Annotated in this window: 16 protein-coding genes; 12 read left to right on the top strand and 4 right to left on the bottom strand. The window is 61.8% G+C overall.

Features of this window, described 5'->3' with window-relative positions:
* The 3 genes from ACS5Q1_RS18615 to ACS5Q1_RS18605 all read left to right on the top strand — a co-directional run.
* Positions 1-160, top strand: a 160-nt coding sequence (locus tag ACS5Q1_RS18615) for a UDP binding domain-containing protein (protein ID WP_473099585.1), incomplete at its 5' end; no start/stop codon positions are given.
* Between the two features lie 75 nt (positions 161-235).
* Positions 236-472 carry an Lrp/AsnC ligand binding domain-containing protein gene (locus ACS5Q1_RS18610; RefSeq protein ID WP_009494007.1) on the top strand — a complete coding sequence of 79 codons (237 nt, stop codon included), beginning with the start codon at positions 236-238 and terminating at the stop codon, positions 470-472.
* Positions 473-556: 84 nt separating this feature from the next.
* Positions 557-1,222: a DUF924 family protein gene (locus ACS5Q1_RS18605; protein ID WP_473099584.1), complete on the top strand. Its 666-nt coding sequence runs from the start codon at positions 557-559 to the stop codon at positions 1,220-1,222.
* Between the two features lie 41 nt (positions 1,223-1,263).
* Here the strand turns inward: ACS5Q1_RS18605 and ACS5Q1_RS18600 are convergent, their stop codons facing one another.
* On the bottom strand, positions 1,264-1,872 hold the full coding sequence (locus ACS5Q1_RS18600) for an NAD(P)-dependent oxidoreductase (protein WP_473099583.1): 609 nt from the start codon (positions 1,870-1,872) through the stop codon (positions 1,264-1,266).
* A gap of 103 nt (positions 1,873-1,975) precedes the next feature.
* On the opposite strand from ACS5Q1_RS18600, the gene ACS5Q1_RS18595 reads away from it, so the two are divergent.
* A complete protein-coding gene (locus tag ACS5Q1_RS18595; RefSeq protein WP_473099582.1) occupies positions 1,976-2,335 on the top strand; it encodes a winged helix-turn-helix transcriptional regulator in 360 nt (119 codons plus the stop codon).
* An 83-nt stretch (positions 2,336-2,418) separates the two neighbouring features.
* On the opposite strand, the gene ACS5Q1_RS18590 is transcribed toward ACS5Q1_RS18595, so the two are convergent.
* From ACS5Q1_RS18590 to ACS5Q1_RS18580, 3 genes are all read right to left on the bottom strand, one after another.
* Positions 2,419-3,489 (bottom strand): transglycosylase SLT domain-containing protein, encoded by a 1,071-nt coding sequence (locus tag ACS5Q1_RS18590; RefSeq protein WP_473099581.1) that lies wholly within the window; start codon positions 3,487-3,489, stop codon positions 2,419-2,421.
* 174 nt (positions 3,490-3,663) lie between these two features.
* Positions 3,664-4,110 carry a Crp/Fnr family transcriptional regulator gene (locus ACS5Q1_RS18585; RefSeq protein WP_114947152.1) on the bottom strand — a complete coding sequence of 149 codons (447 nt, stop codon included), beginning with the start codon at positions 4,108-4,110 and terminating at the stop codon, positions 3,664-3,666.
* Positions 4,107-6,827, bottom strand: coding sequence for an ABC transporter transmembrane domain-containing protein (locus ACS5Q1_RS18580; protein ID WP_473099580.1), 2,721 nt, complete (start codon positions 6,825-6,827; stop codon positions 4,107-4,109). Before ACS5Q1_RS18580 ends, ACS5Q1_RS18585 begins: the two co-directional genes overlap by 4 nt.
* 301 nt (positions 6,828-7,128) lie before the next feature.
* Here ACS5Q1_RS18580 and ACS5Q1_RS18575 point away from each other — a divergent pair, with 301 nt between their 5' ends.
* The 8 genes from ACS5Q1_RS18575 to ACS5Q1_RS18540 are packed head-to-tail and all read left to right on the top strand — an operon-like array spanning position 7,129 to position 18,737.
* A complete protein-coding gene (locus ACS5Q1_RS18575) occupies positions 7,129-8,406 on the top strand; it encodes a glycosyltransferase family protein (RefSeq protein WP_473099579.1) in 1,278 nt (425 codons plus the stop codon).
* A gap of 8 nt (positions 8,407-8,414) precedes the next feature.
* Entirely contained in the window at positions 8,415-9,686 is a 1,272-nt protein-coding gene (locus tag ACS5Q1_RS18570; RefSeq protein ID WP_473099578.1) for a glycosyltransferase, read from the top strand.
* On the top strand, positions 9,683-10,801 hold the full coding sequence (locus tag ACS5Q1_RS18565) for a glycosyltransferase family 4 protein (RefSeq protein ID WP_473099577.1): 1,119 nt from the start codon (positions 9,683-9,685) through the stop codon (positions 10,799-10,801). The genes ACS5Q1_RS18570 and ACS5Q1_RS18565 overlap by 4 nt, the downstream gene beginning before the upstream one ends.
* A 9-nt stretch (positions 10,802-10,810) precedes the next feature.
* On the top strand, positions 10,811-12,751 hold the full coding sequence (locus ACS5Q1_RS18560; protein ID WP_473099576.1) for a glycosyltransferase: 1,941 nt from the start codon (positions 10,811-10,813) through the stop codon (positions 12,749-12,751).
* A 31-nt stretch (positions 12,752-12,782) separates the two neighbouring features.
* On the top strand, positions 12,783-14,648 hold the full coding sequence (locus tag ACS5Q1_RS18555; RefSeq protein WP_473099575.1) for an ABC transporter ATP-binding protein: 1,866 nt from the start codon (positions 12,783-12,785) through the stop codon (positions 14,646-14,648).
* Positions 14,648-16,561, top strand: a complete 1,914-nt coding sequence (locus ACS5Q1_RS18550; protein ID WP_473099574.1) for an ABC transporter substrate-binding protein — start codon at positions 14,648-14,650, stop codon at positions 16,559-16,561. Before ACS5Q1_RS18555 ends, ACS5Q1_RS18550 begins: the two co-directional genes overlap by 1 nt.
* Positions 16,558-17,577, top strand: a complete 1,020-nt coding sequence (locus ACS5Q1_RS18545; protein WP_473099573.1) for an ABC transporter permease — start codon at positions 16,558-16,560, stop codon at positions 17,575-17,577. Before ACS5Q1_RS18550 ends, ACS5Q1_RS18545 begins: the two co-directional genes overlap by 4 nt.
* Positions 17,574-18,737 (top strand): ABC transporter permease, encoded by a 1,164-nt coding sequence (locus ACS5Q1_RS18540; RefSeq protein ID WP_473099572.1) that lies wholly within the window; start codon positions 17,574-17,576, stop codon positions 18,735-18,737. Before ACS5Q1_RS18545 ends, ACS5Q1_RS18540 begins: the two co-directional genes overlap by 4 nt.
* Positions 18,738-18,748: the final 11 nt, after the last annotated feature.

The following is an 18,748-nucleotide window of genomic DNA, read 5'->3' as shown; positions in this document are numbered from 1 at the left end:
CCTGGTTCTGGTGACCGAGTGGGATACGTTCCGCGCGCTCGACCTTGCCCGCCTGAAGGCGACGCTCGCCGCCCCGGTGGTGGTCGACCTTCGCAATGTCTACCGCCCCGAGGAAATGCGCCGCAACGGCTTCACCTATGTCAGCATCGGGCGGTCCTAAGCCATGAAGGAGCGATCGGCTTGCGCGTCGCTCCTCCGAATGCCATGAGTGAGAGAGCCCCACCTGGAGCCCCCCATGCAGACCTTCTTCGTCGAGATCAAATGCAAGCTCGGCAAGACCTACGCCGTCGCGAATGCTCTTGCCGACCGGGAAATCGCGTCCGAGATCTACTCGACGGCCGGCAATTACGACATCCTCGCCAAATTCCACGTGGATGACGGAGTCGATATCGGCCATTTCATCGCCGAGAACGTGCAGGTCATCCCCGAAATCGCCGACACGCACACGATCATCACGTTCAAGGCGTTCTGAGTCCCCGGACGAATTTCAGGTGTTTCCAAGCACAGCACGGGGATTCCACCCGAGATAATATCGGGCTCCTTCAGGGAGGAGCCGATGTCATCTCATATGGATTGGCACAGGGTCTACGACTTCTGGTTCCCGGTCGATTTGTCGTGCTCCGGCATCGCGACGCACTGGCAGATGATGGCCTGGTGGATGCGTGGCGGAGCTAATGCGGAACTGCACCAGTTCGCTCCCCTGGTTCACGCAGCCAAGGCTGGCGAGCTCAACCATTGGCTTGAGACGCCTCTCGGCCGGTTGTGCCTGATCATCGTGCTCGATCAGTTTCCGCGCGGCTTGTTCGCGGGCACGCCGGAGGCCTACTCCTCCGACCCGGTCACCTTGAGGATCGCCGAGGAGGGTTTCAGGAATGGGCATTACGAGGCCCTGACCACTCCTTATGAGAAGTTCTTCCACTTCCTTCCCCTCGCCCATGCGGAGGGTCCGGATCATCTGGAGCGGATGAGGCGCATCGTTGCCATCTCGGAGCGGGCCATTGATGAGGCTCCGGACGATCTCAAGGCGGTCTGGCAATTCTCTCTCAGTCAGGCCCAGGCCAATTTCGATATCATCTCCCGTTTCGGCCGGTTCCCGCACCGCAATCCGGTTCTCGGGCGGACCTCTACGCCGGAGGAGCTGACCTATCTCGCCAAGGGCGACTTCGTGCACACACGCTCGCTGCCGGCTTCGGCATCTTCAGCCATCAGCGCAGTTGGATGATCGGGAAAGGGGTTCGCGCTCTTTCCCGAAATCGACAGCGGTCAATAACCGACCGTGAAGCGCTGGCGGGAATGGGCGGGCTTCTCCACCTCGTCGACGAGTGCGATGGCATAATCCTCGAAGGAGATGCTGCTGCCCTGCTCGTTGGTAAGGAGCTGGTCCTTGCCGAGGCGGAAGCGGCCAGTGCGCTCTCCTGGAACGAACATTGCCGAGGGTGAGATAAACGTCCAATCGAGCTCCCTCTCCTGCCGCAGAAGATCGAGGAAGGCGGCCCCCGCCGAGGCTTCGGCCTTGTAAGCGCTCGGGAAGTCCGGCGTGTCGACCAGCCTGATACCCGGCGCGACCTCGAGGCTGCCGGCGCCACCCACGACCAGATAGCGTTCCACCCGGGAGCTGCGGGCGGCTCCGATCAGCTTGTGAGGATCGCTCTGCGTAAAATGGACCGCACTCACAGCGACGTCATGGCCAGCGAGGAGTTCAGACAGGCGTCCCTGATCGCTCACATCGCCTCTTCTGGCAGTGACATTGACCTGGGCCGGCACCTTGTCCGGATTGCGGACGATGGCTGTAATTTCATGCCCGCAGCGGGAGAGCTCGGCCAGGATCCGCGAGCCTGCGTTACCGGTGGCTCCGACGAGTGCAACTTTCATGATTGGTCTCCAACAAGGTTTCTATCAGATACTAGGTGTGATAAAGCCTTATTGGTGTAAAGAAGGCACTTTCAGATCACTTGGTTACCTGGGAGATACCGGCATGAACGTACCCAATCCTTATGCCGCCGCCTGCCCGACACGCCTCGTGCTCGACCGGGTTGCGGACAAATGGACGGTGCTGATCCTGGGGCTGCTGGCGAAAGGGCCGATGCGGTTCAACCAGTTGCGCCGCCAGATTGAGGGCCTGTCGCAGAAGATGCTCTCGCAGACTCTCAAAAGCCTCGAGCGAGATGGCTTGATCGGTCGCAGGGCCTTTCCGACCGTGCCGGTCACGGTCGAATACAGCATCACGCCGCTCGGCCAGACCCTTGCCTCGACGGTGGACGCCTTAAGAATTTGGGCGGAGACGCATATCGGAGAGGTTGTCGATGCGCAAAAGCGCTATGACGCAGCAGCATGAACCGAAAACGGGCGGGATCGAACAGAGACGTTTCTCGAAGGCCTAGCTGCCAAACCGGACGCGCTAGCTTCAGGCTCCCGCCTTTATTGCACCAGCGGGGCAGCCTCGGCCGTCCGCTCAGGCCGACGGGTGATCTCTGCGAGATAGGGACCGATGCCCTCATAGCGGTCGAGACGGCGGACGATCTTCGAGTCGATCTTGTCGTAGAGTTCGGCCACGCTGACCGAGCGGCGCTTGCGGCCCTTCCCTTCCATGAACAGACCGGCATTGGCCTTGGCCGCCTTCGGGAAGAGCTTGGAAGCCTTCATGTTCGGGTCCTGGTCGAGGACTTCGAGGAAGCGAACGGCGCTGGATGCACCTAGGAAATGAGCCAAGTAGAGTTCAGCCTCGGCCAGCTCGCGCTCCCCTTCGGCCTGCAGGGCGCGTTCCACGTCCTTGATCAGCTCACCGGCCATGAGAGCCGAGAAATAGGGATCCGTCCGCAGGCTCATGATCCATTCCCGGTGCTTGGCATCCACCTCTAGCTCACCGTTAACGTAGCCGATTGCCTCCGCTGCCGCGCCGAACCCGTAGTCGGCGGCATGGGCATAGACGGTCTCGATCCAGGTGCTGTCGATGAACTGGAACAGTCCTTGGGCGGATGAGGTTGGCGCCTTGGCCTCCGGCGAGAGGCTCGATTCCACATCGGCCAGAGTCATCATGTAGACCGGATCCACGCCGGTCACATGGGCTGCCTTGAGGATGGAATGCACCAGCCAGCGCGGCACATTGCGGCCGTTGAACGGGATCAGCTCGTCCGGATCGCCGGCCACTTCCTCCGGTAAAGTCTCAGGGGCCGGCTTTACGGCCCGCGGCTTCACGAAGGAGAAAGCCCCCTCGAGAATGGCTTGAAAGAGCCCCGGCTCCTTTCCGAGCTTCGGCGTGAAATCCATGGAGGCCATGACGACCGGCTTCACCATGGGTGCGGTAACGGGTCTTGCCAACAGAGCGCTTGGGAGGGTCGCGACGGCGGCGGGGCCTGCCGTCAGGCCCTGAAGGCCCACAATCAGGCCCGCGACCAAGGTCAAGTGAAGGAAACGGCGGTAGCTAACATTCTTGCGCTCATCCGCAACGGGCTGCGGAACCGCGCAAAGCAGCGTTCTCGCGTTACTCATCATCACTTATCCCGCAACAGCCCGACCTGACGGTCGGGCCTTCCCTTGTGTCATTCTAAGACAAGGGTTGACGGGTAGTTGTGACGAGAATCGGTCAGCTTGACCATAAGAGGTAGGATTTCGCTAACCTTACCGGCATTTTCCCCGAAAAATTCTCAGGGTTTGCCTGGAAATTTAGGATGAGGACTGTGCGACAAGCTGTGCGTTCGTCCGCTCAAGGCGCTTCGCCAGTTCCCGCATGATCGCCAGGGACATCTGCGGGAACTGGGCGAGAAGCTCGAGGAAGACCCGCTTGTCGATTCTCAGGGCTGTGGTCGGCTCGGCTGCCATGATTGTGGCGGAACGGGGCGTGTCCGAGAGAATGCCCATCTCGCCGACGAGGGCATTGCTCCCGAGTTCGGCCACCTGGATGTCCCCTCCCGGCGTATTGAGGAGCACGCTCGCCCGGCCGTCGAGGATCACGTAGGCGGCGTCGGACGGATCCCCTTGCGAGAAGAAGCGCTGCCCGCCGGAAAACTGCACCCGCTCGCTCGTGAAGGCGAGAAGCTTCAGGCGGGCTGGATCCACATCCCGGAACATCGGGACCTGCCGCAAGGACTGAACCTCGGTTTCAAGGGTCATGCCACCTCTCCTGTTATCTTTTGGGCGGTATCCGGTTCAGGTCTGGCGGGCCTGAGAGCCGGAGCGGCCGTCTTTTCCGTGATGATCTGTCCGTCGCGGAAGCGCAACTGAACATCGAAAGCGCCTGCCTGTCGATCATTCGGAAGGACCATGAACAGGCTTTGTTGATCGAGAAGCTCCAGCAGCAATTCAAGCAATTGATGGCCGCGCGCTTCTTCGAACGGCGCAAGCGCCCCGTCGATGACGAGAACGTCCGGGCGCTTCACGAGGCAGCGCACGAGACTTACGCTCGCCCTCTCCTGCGGCGTCAGGAGCCGGCCCGCCGTGCCGACCTGATAATCGAGGCCGATGCGCTCGATATCCTCCAGCAGGTCGAGTTCCCGCACCACCGTTGCAACCGCCTCCGCGACCCGAATACGGGCATTGGCGACCTGATAGCTGACGCGCCCGAACAGAAGGTTGTCCCGCAGGGGAGCGGCGGCGCAGAAGCGCTCAGGATCGAGAAACTCCACACCCTCGGAGGCGAACTTGGCGAGCACCTCCCGAACGAGGCCGCGAGCCTCTACGATCCGGGTCATCAGCCCGCCGTCGAGAAGACCGAGGCGGTGCCGGGCTTCGATATAGGCCAGAGGCAGGGCCAGAAGTCGTGTCCGGTCCTCCCGCCTCAGACTGCCCTCGCCCCGGGCATGCCGGCGCAGAATGGCCTCGAAGTCCCGCAGTTCCTCGGCGCCGATGAAGGAAAACTGCTCGAACAGCGAATGGCCGGGGGGCAGTCCCTCGAAAATTTCGGTCATGGTCTCGGCGATCTGCAGGCCCATGCGGACCAGATCGTCGGTCAGCCCCGCCCTGTCGATGGCGCTGCGGAACCGGTTGTTCTCGGCCAGATTGCGCCCCTTGAACTCGTCCGAGATCGGCACACCGAAGAGAAGATTCTCGGCAATGGTGGCCTGACTGTTGTAGCGCGCAGGATCGAAGGGCTCGACCAGATCGGCCATGCCGTTCGACTGGAACGTTTCACGCAGGCGCCGCCTTGCTTCGACCATACGCTCGGCAAGAGCCATGTGGCGTTCGGGGTCGATCCTGCCCGCCAAGCCGAACAGGTAGATCGTGTCCCCCATGCCGATGCGGTCCAGGAGATCGAGGAGAATGCGATCGAGATCGCTTTCATTCCTTGCCCCGACCCGCTCGTAATCAACCCATCGATCTCCGATGCTCTCAATCGGATTGCCAGTTCTGATCGCCTCGGCGATTCGGCGGTCCATTTCCCGCCTTTCCTCCTCCGTTTTGCCGAGAGGTTTGGAGCGCAGGCCATAGACGAGATTGTCGCGGATGCTGCCGGGAAAGAGAATGGGATCGACCCCCGCATAGGCGATCCTGTGCCCGACCACAGATCCGGGAAGCTGCGTCAGATCGCGCTCGCCGATGCGGATCTGGCCGCTGAACTCCGGCATGCGCCGCGCAATGATGCGCGCCAGAGAGCTCGCTGCGGCACCACCATTGGACATCAGCGCCACACTCGCGGGCAGATCGAGCGCGAAAGCCCCTCCTTCGATGATCATGTCGCCATGGGGCCCGGCGACGCGGATGTCCTCGGCCACGAGCGGCCCGATCAGCGGTGCATCCTGCTCCGCCTCCTCGCGCGCCTCGAGCAATGGCATGAGCCGCTCTTCCGCGAAATGCTGGGTGACCTGATCGTACTTTACCTGAACGTCGAGACGCTGCTGGTCCCAATCGATCAACTCCTTCAAGGGCGGCGGCAGCTCGCGGTAAGCGCCGATGACGGCGACGAGCTGACCGATATCGAGGGTGCCGCGCAGGGCGAAATAGCCGCCGATGGCGTAGAAGAAGAACGGCGTCAGCTGCGCAAGGAAGTTGTTGAGCGATTTGACGAAAAATTTCCGGTTATAGATCTTGAGCCGGATGGTGAAGAGATTGAAGAGCCTGTGTCCAATCTCCGCCCGTTCCCAATTGGAAGCATTGTGAACCTGAACGACCTCAATGCCGTCCTGGACCTCGGCAATGCGCCCTGCCAACTGACGGGACGCGATCTGCCGCTGTTTTCCCAGGCGAAGCAGCTCTCGCCGCAGCCGCGGAATGATCGTGAACTGTATGGCAATCACCGCCAGTGCGATCAGACCGAGCCAGACGTTCTGGATCATGATGAAAGCAAGCGCCGTGATGGCCTGCAGGCCGAGGAAGATCGGGGTGATGAAGGCATCCCCGATGAATCCGCCGATAGGCTCGACCTCGTCCTTGATGATCGTGGCCGTCTCGGAGGATTTGACCGTGCGCAGGGCGTCCGGGGTAAAGCGCAGGACCATGGCAAACAGGTCGAAGCGCATGCGCCTCAGCATCCGCTCGCCCAGGATACCCTTGGCGACGTTGATCCAGTACTTGAACGCCCCGTTGACGACGACGAAGAACAGGAACAGGCATGAGAGACCGAAGAGCAGGCCGAGCCGGCCGACCTGGAAGCCTTCGAAGATTTCCAGGGTGCCGCCGCCCAGCCACCGCGGCAAGCCATAGCTGAGGTGAAGGAAGGGGGCCGTAGGATTGCCGTCTCTGAAAGCCTCGCCCTGGATCGCCTGGTTCACGATCTGGCGAGGCAGATCCAGGGACATGAAATAGAACGGCAGGGAAGCGAGCACAACGGCGCAGACAATCAGCTGGTCGCGCTTGGAATGTATCCAAATATACCTAAAGAGGCTCTTTTCCATTGCCCAACGGTTACCACTTCTGTACGCCTGGATGAACCTCTTTCCGATCTCGGGCAATGCCTTATTTGATCGATAGGGACTTTAGCGCATCGTGCGGAAAAGTGGATCCGGTTTTCACTGACGTGGCCCTTCGGGTCGCTGACGCGGCCCTCTGGGTCCGCCCCCAACAATGCGCTATGTATAGAGGGAGTATCGGAAGTGATCCCAAAAAGTGGGTCTACTTTTGGGTCCGATGCTCTAGAAGGTAGAGAAGGCGAATGGGTCGTCAATCGAGCGACCGCCTGACCGTAGGGGCAGCCGCATGGCAGACCTGGTGATGGACTTTGATCAGGATGCAGGTTCTGCCTCGGTGCAGCCGGAGAGCGCCCGCGGAACGAGAGTTCTTATCTATAGCCATGACACCTTTGGCCTCGGCCATCTGCGCCGGTCCCGGGCGATTGCGAATGCCATCGTGCAGGACCGTCCGGACACCTCGGTCGTTATCATCTCGGGCTCGCCCGTCATCGGCAATTTCGAATTCGACAGCGGGGTCGACTACATCCGCATCCCGGGGGTCACGAAGCTGCCGGACGGGGATTACCGCAGCCTCAACCTCAACGTGGAGCTGGATGAGGCGGTGGGTCTGCGCCAGGCGCTCATTCTGCAAGCCGCCAAGGCTTTCAAGCCGGATGTCTTCATCGTCGACAAGGAACCGACGGGCTTCCGTGGTGAGGTCGTGCCAGCGCTCGATTACCTTAAGGCGGCCGGTTGCCGCCTCGTGCTTGGCATCCGCGACGTGATGGATGAACCGGCCCTTCTCGTGCCGGAATGGGAGCGCAAGGGCGCGAAGGAGGCCCTGATCCACTATTACGACGAGATCTGGGTTTACGGTCTCAAGGACATCTATCAGCCGCTCAAGGCACTCGATCTGCCCGTGGAGGTCAAAAGGCGCATCACCTATACCGGCTACCTGCGCCGGGACCTGCCGCCAACACAGTCCCTGACCAAATACCCCAAGATCACGAAGCAGCCCTTCATTCTGGTGACCACTGGCGGCGGCGGCGATGGCGACGACCTGATCGACTGGGTCATCTCGGCCTACGAGACCGATGCGGAACTCGAACAGCCGGCACTCATTCTCTTCGGGCCGTTCATCGACCGAGACAAACGCCGCTCCTTCGTCGAACGCATCGCCAAGCAGCCGAAGCTCGATGTGATGTCCTTCGACAACAAGATCGAATGGCTGATGAAGAAGGCGGACGCCATCGTGGCCATGGGCGGATACAACACCTTCTGCGAGGCCCTGTCCTTCGACAAGCGCACGCTGATCGTCCCGCGGACCAGGCCCCGCCTGGAGCAATATATCCGCGCCGTCGAGGGCGAGCGGCTCGGGCTGGTGAGCATGCTGAGCGACTACAAGAAGCCGCGGACGCCGGAGCGCATGGCCGCCGCCCTGCGTTCTCTGTCATCGCAGCCGCGCCCGTCGGATGTCACCGTTCCCGGCCTGCTTGATGGACTTGACCGGGTGCAGGAGCGGCTCAAGGCTCTCACGGGGTCCAAGACGCCATTTGCCCCTGCCTACCATCAGGCAGCCGAGTAAAAGTATCGATGCTTCCCACATTGACAGCCCGGCGCATCGCCGTCGTCGTCAAAGGCTATCCACGCCTTTCCGAGACCTTCATTGCGCAGGAAATCCTGGCCCTCGAGCAACGCGGCCTCGCGCTCGAGATCTGGTCCCTTCGGCATCCGACAGAACGGGCCGTGCATCCCATGCACAAGGCGATCAAGGCGCGGGTTACCTATCTGCCCGAGTATCTCTACGAGGAGCCGTTGCGCGTGCTACGCGGCGCCTTCTGGAGCATGGGGCAAAAGGGTTTCAAGGCGACGATCAAGGCCTTCTGGCGCGATCTGAAACGCGACTTCACCGCCAACCGGATACGCCGCATCGGCCAGGCCTTCGTGATGGCCCGGGAGATGCCGAAGGACGTGCGGCATCTGCATGTGCATTACCTTCACACGCCGGCATCCGTCGTCCGCTATGCCGCCTTGCTCACGGACCGGAGCTGGACCTTCTCGGCCCATGCCAAGGACATCTGGACGACGCCCGACTGGGAAAAGCGCGAGAAGATGGCGGAAGCCCATTGGGGCGTGACCTGCACAGCGCAGGGAGCGGGCAATCTTCAATCGCTGTCGCATTCTGACAAGGTATCGCTTGTCTATCACGGGCTCGATCTTTCCCGCTTCCCCGCGGCCCCTGAAAGCCGCCCTGTAAGGGATGGCTCTGACCCGCTCGATCCGGTGCGGATCGTGTCCGTCGGACGGGCCGTAGCGAAGAAGGGTTATGGCGATCTGATCCAAGCTCTCGCCGCCCTGCCCCAGGATCTTCACTGGCGCTTCGCCCATGTGGGCGGCGGAGAGTTGCTCAACACCCTGAAAAAGCAGGCGCAGGAAGCAGGCATCGCCGACAGGGTGGCCTTCCTCGGCTCCAAGGCGCAGCCAGACATCATTGCTCTCCTGCGCGAAGCCGACCTTTTCGTCCTGCCCTCGAAGGAAGCGAAATCCGGCGACCGGGACGGATTGCCGAACGTCATCATGGAAGCGGCAAGCCAAGGGCTTGCCATCGTGGCGACGGACTTCGCGGGCATTCCCGAATTCATCCGCAACGGCTTGGAAGGCCAGCTCGTGCCACCGGGCGATTGGGAGGCTTTGTCCAACGCCCTCAATCTCCTCGCTCGCAATCCGGAACACCGGAAAACCCTCGGGGATGCCGCCTTCTCGCGCCTGCGGCGGGACTTTTCCATGGAAGGTGGGATCGACGTGCTGGAGGCACGCCTCCGGGCCGTGACCGACGTACCAAAGAGAGAACCGGAGCGGGTGTGACCATCTCAAGGCCCGTTGCGTTCTACGCCCCCTTGAAGAGCCCGAACCATCCGCTTCCCTCGGGCGACCGCACCATGGCGCGCCTGTTGATGAAAGCCTTAGACCGGGCAGGCTATTCGCCATTTCTCGCCAGCGAAATACGAACGCTCGACAAGACAGGCGACCGGCAGCGTCAGGAAAGCCTTCGGCAACGATCGCTTGAAGAGGCTGATCGCCTCATCGCGCATTATCAAGCACTACCTGAAGAGAACCGCCCCTGCCTGTGGTTTACCTATCACGTCTATTACAAGGCGCCGGACTGGATCGGCCCACCTGTCACGAAAGCTCTCGGCATTCCCTATGTGATCGCGGAAGGATCGAGAGCGGCGAAACGTGCGCAAGGTTCGTGGGCCCTTGGTCATGACGGGGCGGAAGCTGCTCTGGATCGGGCCGATGCGATTTTCGTCATGACCGCGCATGACCGGGAGGCGCTGGAGAGAGCAAGGCCATCGCATCAGGCTCTGGTCGATCTGCCGCCGTTTCTGGATTTGGCGGAATGGCCTGCATCGAGCGAACGTCCTTCGCCACAAACCGAACCACGTCTTCTCACGGTGGCGATGATGCGGGAAGGCGACAAGCTCGCCTCCTATCGCATTCTGGCGGCAGCTCTTCAGCGGATTCGGCACCTGCCATGGTCCCTGGACGTGGTGGGTGATGGGGAGGCACGGGAAGAAATCGTGCGGCTCTTCTCTCCCATGGCACAACGTGTGCGGTTTCACGGTCAGATCGAGAGCAGAGCCGAGCTGACCGCGCTCTACGAGATAGCCGATCTCTTCGTCTGGCCTGCGGTCAACGAAGCCTACGGAATGGTGCTGCTGGAGGCTCAGGCTCTCGGCTGCGCGGTGGTAGCGGGTGCCTATGGCGGCGTTGCCAGCGTGATGCGCGACGGGAAGACCGGACTATTGACGCCGCCCGGCGACCTTGCGGCCTTCGCGGATGCGTTGAGCAATCTCCTGCAGGATCGGGAACGGCTGCAGAGCCTCGGCGCCAGCGCGTCCCGTTTCGTTAAACAGGAACGCGATCTCGCTCATGCCGCTTTGCGCTTGCGCAATGCGCTCGAACCGCTCACGACTTAGAGCGGGAGAATGAGCTTGCGCATTCTGATTGTCGTCACGCATCTGTTGGGATCGGGCCACCTGACGAGGGCGGCGGCCCTTGCACGGGCTTTTGCGCGAAAAGGACATGAAACGACGCTGGTGTCGGGCGGAAGCCCTGCCAGGCTGCCCGATCTGGAGACTGTAACCTTCGTTCAGCTGCCACCCGTGCGGACTGTCGGCACGGATTTCAAGACGCTGCTCGATGAACGCTTTGAGTCGGTAGATGCAACCTATCTTGAACGGCGCCGAACCCTTCTGCTCAACGCGTTGAAAGAAACTCGGCCCGATATTCTCATCACCGAGCTTTTTCCCTTCGGCCGTCGCGTTCTGAAGGATGAATTCAGCGCTTTGCTCGATACCGCGCGTAACGCGAATCCACGCCCGCTGGTTTTGTGCTCGATCCGAGACATCCTCGTGCCCTCCTCGAAAGCCTCGCGGATCGCGGAAGCGCATGAGCGTGTGCTTCGCAATTACGACGCCGTTCTCGTTCATGGCGATCCGGAGATGGTGCCACTGGAGGCTTCCTGGTCGTTGGACGAGCGGATCAGGCCCCTCATCCGCTATACCGGCTATGTGGACGAGAACGAGGAACCTGTCCCGGACACTCACAGACACGGAATCGTGGTCTCCGGTGGATCGAGTGCAGCAAGCCTCTCGCTCTATCGTACGGCCCTTGCGGCAGCCCGAGACATCGCCGACCGGTCCTGGCGCATCCTCATCGGACGGGGCGTTGGAGAAGCCGATTTCCTGGTCCTTCAGGAAGGCGCTCCACCTCACGTCACCGTCGAGCGCGCACGGTCAGATTTCCGTTCTCTGCTTTCCGGCGCCGACCTCTCCGTGAGCCAGGCTGGCTATAATACGACCATCGATCTCCTGCGCAGCGGCGTGACATCGGTTCTCGTGCCGTTCGAGGCAGGGTCCGAGACGGAGCAGCGCCTGCGCGCCGAGCGTCTTCAAGCGCTGGGCCTTGCTGAAATCGTGCCCGAAGCAGAGCTGTCACCGCAAAATCTGGCCGACGCAATCCGGCGCGGGCTAACCCGTGCGCCCGCCGCGCCTCCGTCCATATCCGTCGACGGAGCCCGGCGGAGCGTTGCCGTGGCCGAAAGCCTCGCGCACTCCAAGCCCGCTCTTCAGCAAAGCATCGACTGGGCACCCTTGGATCTGGCTCTGGACCGGGCTCGGGATCAGGGCTGCCCCATCCGCTTCTGGTGGCGGGACGACGATGCGGTGGCCGATACGCCCCAGCTCGACCGACTTCTCGGTCTCGCCCGCCACTACGACGCCGGAATCGGCTTGGCCGTCATTTCTGAAAGCATTGAAGCATCGCTCGCCCTGCGTCTGGCAGGAGAGGACAAGGCCTTCACTCTCGTCCACGGCTGGAGCCATGCCAATCATGCCCCTGCCGCCGAGAAGAAGGCCGAGTTTGGTGCCCATCGCCCTCTGGACGTCATGGCGGCACAGGCGAAACAGGCGCTTCATGTGGCACGGGAGCATCTCGACTCCAGGGTCCTGCCGGTCTTCGTGCCGCCCTGGAACCGGATCTCTCGAAATCTCGTCCCTCACCTGCCGCGCCTGGGATTTCGGGGCCTATCCACCTTCACCGACCGGAAGGCCTCCTTCCCCGCCGAAGGGCTGATTCAGATCAACACCCACATGGATCCCATCGATTGGCACGGCACGAAGAGTCTGGCCGATCCGGCACTGATCATTGCCAATCTCGCCAGAGCGATTGAGCGGCGTGTCGCGGGCGAAGCGGATCGCGACGAGCCGATCGGGTTTCTGACCCATCATCTCGTCCATGACGACGTCATCTGGGCGTTATGCGAAAGACTTATCGCCCATCTCGCCGCCAGAGACATACGTTTCCTGTGTCCCGATGTGTGTTTCGGCTTGGAAACAAGATCACATTTGAGATCTAATGAGATCTAATGCGTTATGCTCATAGTTCCTGGAGGAGCATATGGAAGCGCCACTCCTGTCGGTTCGCCAGCTGACAGTTGATTTCAACACCGATGCCGGAAATTTCCGCGCGGTCGATGGCCTGACATTCGATATTCCCAAGGGGAAGACGGTGGCGCTCGTCGGCGAGTCCGGATCCGGCAAATCGGTGACGGCGCAGGCCATTCTCCAGATTCTGTCCAAGAAGGCCAAGATCACCAGCGGCGCCATCCTCTTCAACGACCCCGCCAACGGCGGAACGGTCGACATCGCGGCGCTTCAGCCCGAGAGCGATGCCATGCATGCCCTGCGCGGCGGACGTATCGCCATGATCTTTCAGGAGCCGATGACGTCCCTGTCACCGCTCCACACCATCGGCGACCAGATCTCCGAGGCGCTGATGATCCATTCGAATGCGGATCAGGCCAAGGCGAACCAGCGGACCATGGAGGTGCTGGCCCGGGTCGGCTTTCCCGATCCGAAGCGAGCCCTGAAAACCTACCCGTTCGAGCTCTCCGGCGGCCTTCGCCAGCGTGCCATGATCGCCATGGCGCTTATCACCCGCCCCGCCCTCCTGATCGCGGACGAGCCGACGACGGCACTCGACGTGACGACGCAGGCGCAGATCCTGGATCTCATCAAAGAGCTCCAGATCGAGACCGGCATGTCGGTGCTTCTCATCACGCACGACCTCGGCGTCGTCGCCAACGTGGCTGACGAGGTGGTGGTGATGTATCGAGGCAGGATCATGGAGGCCGGGTCACGGGAGAACCTCTTCCGCAACCCGCAGCACGCCTATCTCCAGGCGCTCATGCGCGCCGTTCCGCGCTTTGCCATGGCGGAGAACGAGCGCCTGACGCCGATCCGCGAAGTGACGAGCGCGACCCTCGCATCGGCCGATGCACCCGAACGCATCCAGCCGAAGGGTCCCATTCTGAAGGCCGAGCGCCTCACGAAATGCTTCACCCTTCGGTCGGGCTGGTTCTCCGGCAAGACCCAGGAGATCCGCGCGGTCAGCGAGGTCGATCTGGCCCTGCCTGCCGGCAAGACGCTTGGGCTCGTGGGCGAATCCGGCTGCGGCAAGACCACCGTGTCCAAGATGATCATGCGCGCTCTCACGCCCAATTCGGGCCGGGTGCTGTTCGACGACGGCACGGGCCCGAAGGACGTGCATAAACTGGAAGGCGACGCACTGACCGCCTATCGCCGCTCCGTGCAGTTCATCTTCCAGGATCCGTTCTCGTCGCTTAATCCGCGCATGACGGTCTACGAACTTCTGACCGAGCCCCTGCGCATCCACGACATCGGCACCTCGGACGAGCGCTATGAGCGCGTGAAGCAGCTCCTCGACATGGTCGGTCTCGATCAGCGTTCACTCAGGCGTTATCCGCATTCGTTCTCCGGCGGCCAGCGCCAGCGTCTCGGCATCGCGCGGGCACTCGCTCTCGAGCCGCGCGTCCTGCTCTGCGATGAGCCTGTTTCAGCTCTCGACGTGTCGGTCCAGGCACAGGTGCTGAACCTGCTCAAGGATCTGCAATCGGCTCTCGGGCTGTCCTATCTCTTCGTGTCCCACAACCTCGCGGTCGTGGACTATATCGCCGATACCATCGCGGTCATGTGCCGGGGCTATATCGTCGAAGAGGCACCGAAATCCTCGCTCTTCCGCAATCCGGTTCATCCCTACACGCAGGCGCTCCTTGCCGCCGTGCCGGATCCGGATATTGACCGGCCCTTGGACTTTGCCAAACTGCGAACCGGCCGCTTCTCTCACCCGTCGGAATGGCCAGAACCCTTCCGCATCAAACCCGGTGAGTTCGGCCTGATGAAAGAGATCGAACCTGGCCATAAGGTTCGTCTGGGGCGCCAGACAGCCCAGGAGGCTGCGTGATGCTGCTCAAAACCCGCACACACTCGCTCATCCTTGCCGCCGCACTCGGTCTGCTCGCGCTGCCCGCCGGGGCACAGGATTTCAAGGACGCTCCTTTCTTCGCCGATCAGGTGAAGGACAAGAAGCTGCCGCCCCTGGCCGAGCGGCTGCCGAAAGCGCCCATCGTCGTCGAAGCGGCGGGCCAATATGGCGGCGACATCATCACCCTGGTGCCGCGACCGCGCGACATCCGCTACATCTCGACCTTCGCCTATACCCGCCTTGTCGGCTACGACAGGAACCTGCAGCTTCAGCCCGATCTTCTCGAAAAACTCGAGAACGAGGACGACCGGGTGTTCACCTTCGTCCTGCGCCCCGGCCATCGCTGGTCGGACGGGGCTCCCCTCACGACAGAGGATTTCCGCTACTATTGGGAGGATGTGGCGCAGAACGCGGATCTCTCACCGGCCGGACCGCCCGAATTCATGCTGGTCGACGGCAAGCCTCCGCGCTTCGAGATCCTTGACGAACGGACGGTACGCTTCACCTGGGACAAGCCCAATCCGCGCTTCCTGCCGCAATTGGCCGGACCGCTCGATCCCGGCATCTATCGGGCTTCCGCCTATCTGAAGCAGTTCCACGCCAAATATGCGGATAAGGCCGCCCTTGAGGAAAAGGCGAAGCAGCAGAAGTTGAAATCCTGGGCTGCCCTGCACAATCGCATGGACGACATGAAGGAGCAGACCAATCCTGCCCTTCCCACGCTCATGCCCTGGCGCGTCATGAATGCGGCGCCGGCCAATCGCTTCATCTTCGAGCGCAATCCCTATTACCACCGCATCGACAATCAGGGACAGCAGCTGCCCTACGTCGACCGACTCATCATGGACGTGTCGGCTCCCGGTCTCTTCGCGGCCAAAGCCAATGCGGGCGAAATCGACCTCCTGTTCCGCGGCCTCTCCATGAGCGACATCCCGGTTCTCAAGGAAGGCGAGAAGGCAAAGGGCTACACCACCCTGCTCTGGCCCTATGCACGGGGTACAGAGCTTGCGCTTTATCCGAACCTGAACACGGTGGATCCGGTCTGGCGCAAGCTCAACCGGGACATTCACTTCCGCCGCGCGCTGTCGCTCGGCATCGACCGCAAGACCTTGAACAACGCGCTGCTCTTCGGGCTCGGCACCGAGGGTAACAACACCATCGTCGCGGAAAGCCCGCTCTTTTCGAAGGAACTCCGCACAGCCCATGCCGGCTATGACCCGGCCGAGGCCTCGCGCCTGCTCGACGAGATCGGCCTGACGAAACGCAACGGCGCTGGAATCCGCCTGCTGCCCGACGGACGCGAACTGGAGATCATCGTCGAGACGGACGGCGAGAGCACCCTCGTGGTCGATGGCCTGACCCTGATCGGCGAGTTCTGGCGCGAGATCGGCGTGAGACTCTTCGTGAAGCCGCAGGACCGCACAGTTCTGCGCAACCGCTCCTATGCCGGGCTGACCGTCATGGTGGCGGCTCCCGGTCTCGACAACGCGATCCCCACCGCCATCATGCCGCCGACCGAACTCGCGCCCATGCGTCAGGATAACTACACCTGGCCGAAATGGGGCCAGTACGTAGAGACCAAAGGCAAGAACGGCGAGCAGGTCGATATTCCAGAAGCCCAGCGCCTTCTCGATCTTTATTCCACCTGGATGAACACCGGAAACCGAGATGTGCAGAGGGATGCCTGGACCGAGATGCTGCGCAATCATGCTGAGAATCAATGGTCCATCGGCACCATCTCCGGCGCACTGCAGCCCATCGTCGTCCGCAACGGATTGCAGGGCCTCCCCGCCAAGGCGCTCTACAGCTGGGAACCGACGGCGATGCTCGGCATCTATCGCGTCGATGAAATCTTCTGGAACAAAGCCGCCGGCAAAGAGGCCCGTCGATGATCCGCTTCCTGTTGCGTCGCGTCGTCACCATGGCGGTGACCTTGCTGATCATTTCGGCCTTGGTCTTCTTCATCATCAAGCTGCCGCCCGGCGACTTCCTGTCCAATCAGATCGCCGAATTGCGCGCGCAGGGAGAATCCGCCTCGATTGCGAAAGCCGAGTTCCTCATCAAGCAATACGGACTCGATAAGCCCGCCTGGCAGCAGTACCTGGTCTGGCTCGGTGTCATGCCTGGACCGAACGGCTTCTCCGGTCTGCTCCAGGGCGATTGGGGCTGGTCCTTCGAATACGACAAGCCCGTGGTGGATGTGGTCGGCGATGCCCTGTGGCTGACCCTTCTCGTCAACCTCGCGGTGGTGATCTTCATCCATGTGGTCTCGATCCCCATCGCGATCTATTCCGCGACGCGGCAATATTCCATCGGCGACTATCTCGCCACCTTCATCGGCTATATCGGCCTTGCGACCCCGAGCTTCCTGCTCGCGCTGATTCTGCTCTATTACATGAACCGCTGGTTCGGCATTTCCATCGGTGGGCTCTACGATGCAGAGTATGCGGGCGAGCCCTGGACCTGGGCCAAGACACAGTCCCTCCTCTCGCACCTTGTCGTGCCGACCATCGTGATCGGCCTCGGCGGCACGGCCGCCATGATCCGGCGCATGCGCGCGAACCTGCTCGATGAGCTCGGCAAGCAATATTACGTGACGGCGAAGGCGAAGGGCCTTGGGCCCACCAAGGCCCTGCTGAAATATCCTTTCCGCATGTCGCTCAATCCCTTCATCGCCGATATCGGCAACCTGCTGCCGCATCTCGTGTCCGGCTCGGTCCTGGTGTCGCTGGTGCTGAGTTTGCCGACGGTCGGTCCGGTCCTGCTGAGCGCGCTGAAAAGCCAGGATCAGTTCCTGGCCGGATTCATCCTCATGTTCGTCGCGGTGCTCACGGTCGTCGGCATGCTGATCTCGGACCTGTTGCTGGCCTGGCTCGATCCGCGGATCCGGATGGGAGGCGGACGATGAATACGGCCCTTCCTACCAAGCGCCATTACGTCGACCCGGCTCCCTTCGACCCCGGCAAGACCGAACCTGTCGGCGCCGAGAACGAGAGCTTTTATCGCGCCTCGTCCTGGCAGCTGATGTGGTGGAAGTTCCGCCGCCATAAGGTGGCGGTGGCAGCAGCCTTCGTGCTTCTTGTCTTTTATGCCATCGTTCCCTTCGTCGAGGTGATTGCGCCCTACAACCACACCAAGCGCCACGGCGACTTCCTCTATGCGCCGCCGCAGGGCATCCACCTGATGCATGAGGGCCGGTTCATCGGCCCCTTCACCTATCCCTACACCTACAACTTCGACCTGGAGAGCTTCCGACGCGTCTACACCGTCGATACGTCGAAGCCGCAGCCGATCCGCTTCTTCTGCCGAGGCGATGCCTATCAGTTCTGGGGCATCTGGCAGATGGACTTCCACCTCGTCTGTCCTCCGGAAGACGGCACGATGTTCCTACTCGGCACAGACAGGCTCGGGCGTGACCTGCTCTCGCGCATCATCTATGGCGCGCGGATCTCGCTCACCATCGGCATTGTCGGCATTGCGGTATCCTTCGCGCTTGGCCTCTTCTTTGGCGGCCTCGCCGGTTACCTCGGCGGCTGGGTCGATCACGTGATCCAGCGCATGATCGAGATTCTGCGCTCGCTTCCGGAACTGCCGCTGTGGCTCGCGCTCTCCGCTGCGCTCCCGGCGAATTGGAGCCCGATCCTCGTCTTCTTCGGCATCACGATTATCCTCGGCCTTCTCGACTGGCCGGGCCTTGCCCGCGCCGTGCGCTCGAAGCTTCTCTCGCTGCGTGAGGAGGATTTCGTGAAGGCAGCGGAACTGATGGGTGCCTCGAAGCAGCGCATCATTGCACGCCACCTCATCCCGAACTTCATGAGCCACCTGATCGCCTCTGCAACGCTCTCGATCCCCTCCATGATCCTCGGCGAGACGGCCCTCTCCTTCCTAGGGCTCGGCCTGCGCCCGCCGGTGACGAGCTGGGGTGTGCTGCTGAATGAGGCCCAGAACCTCGCCGCCGTGCAACTGCACCCCTGGCTCCTCTTCCCGATGGTGCCGGTGGTGATCGTCGTGCTTGCCTTCAACTTCATGGGTGACGGCCTGCGCGATGCGGCGGACCCGTACCACTAGACGTTCTTACG

The organism is Microvirga sp. GN3 (assembly GCF_055792825.1).
The sequence above is the reverse complement of the archived record's forward strand: the minus strand, read 5'-3'. Positions and strand labels throughout refer to the sequence as shown.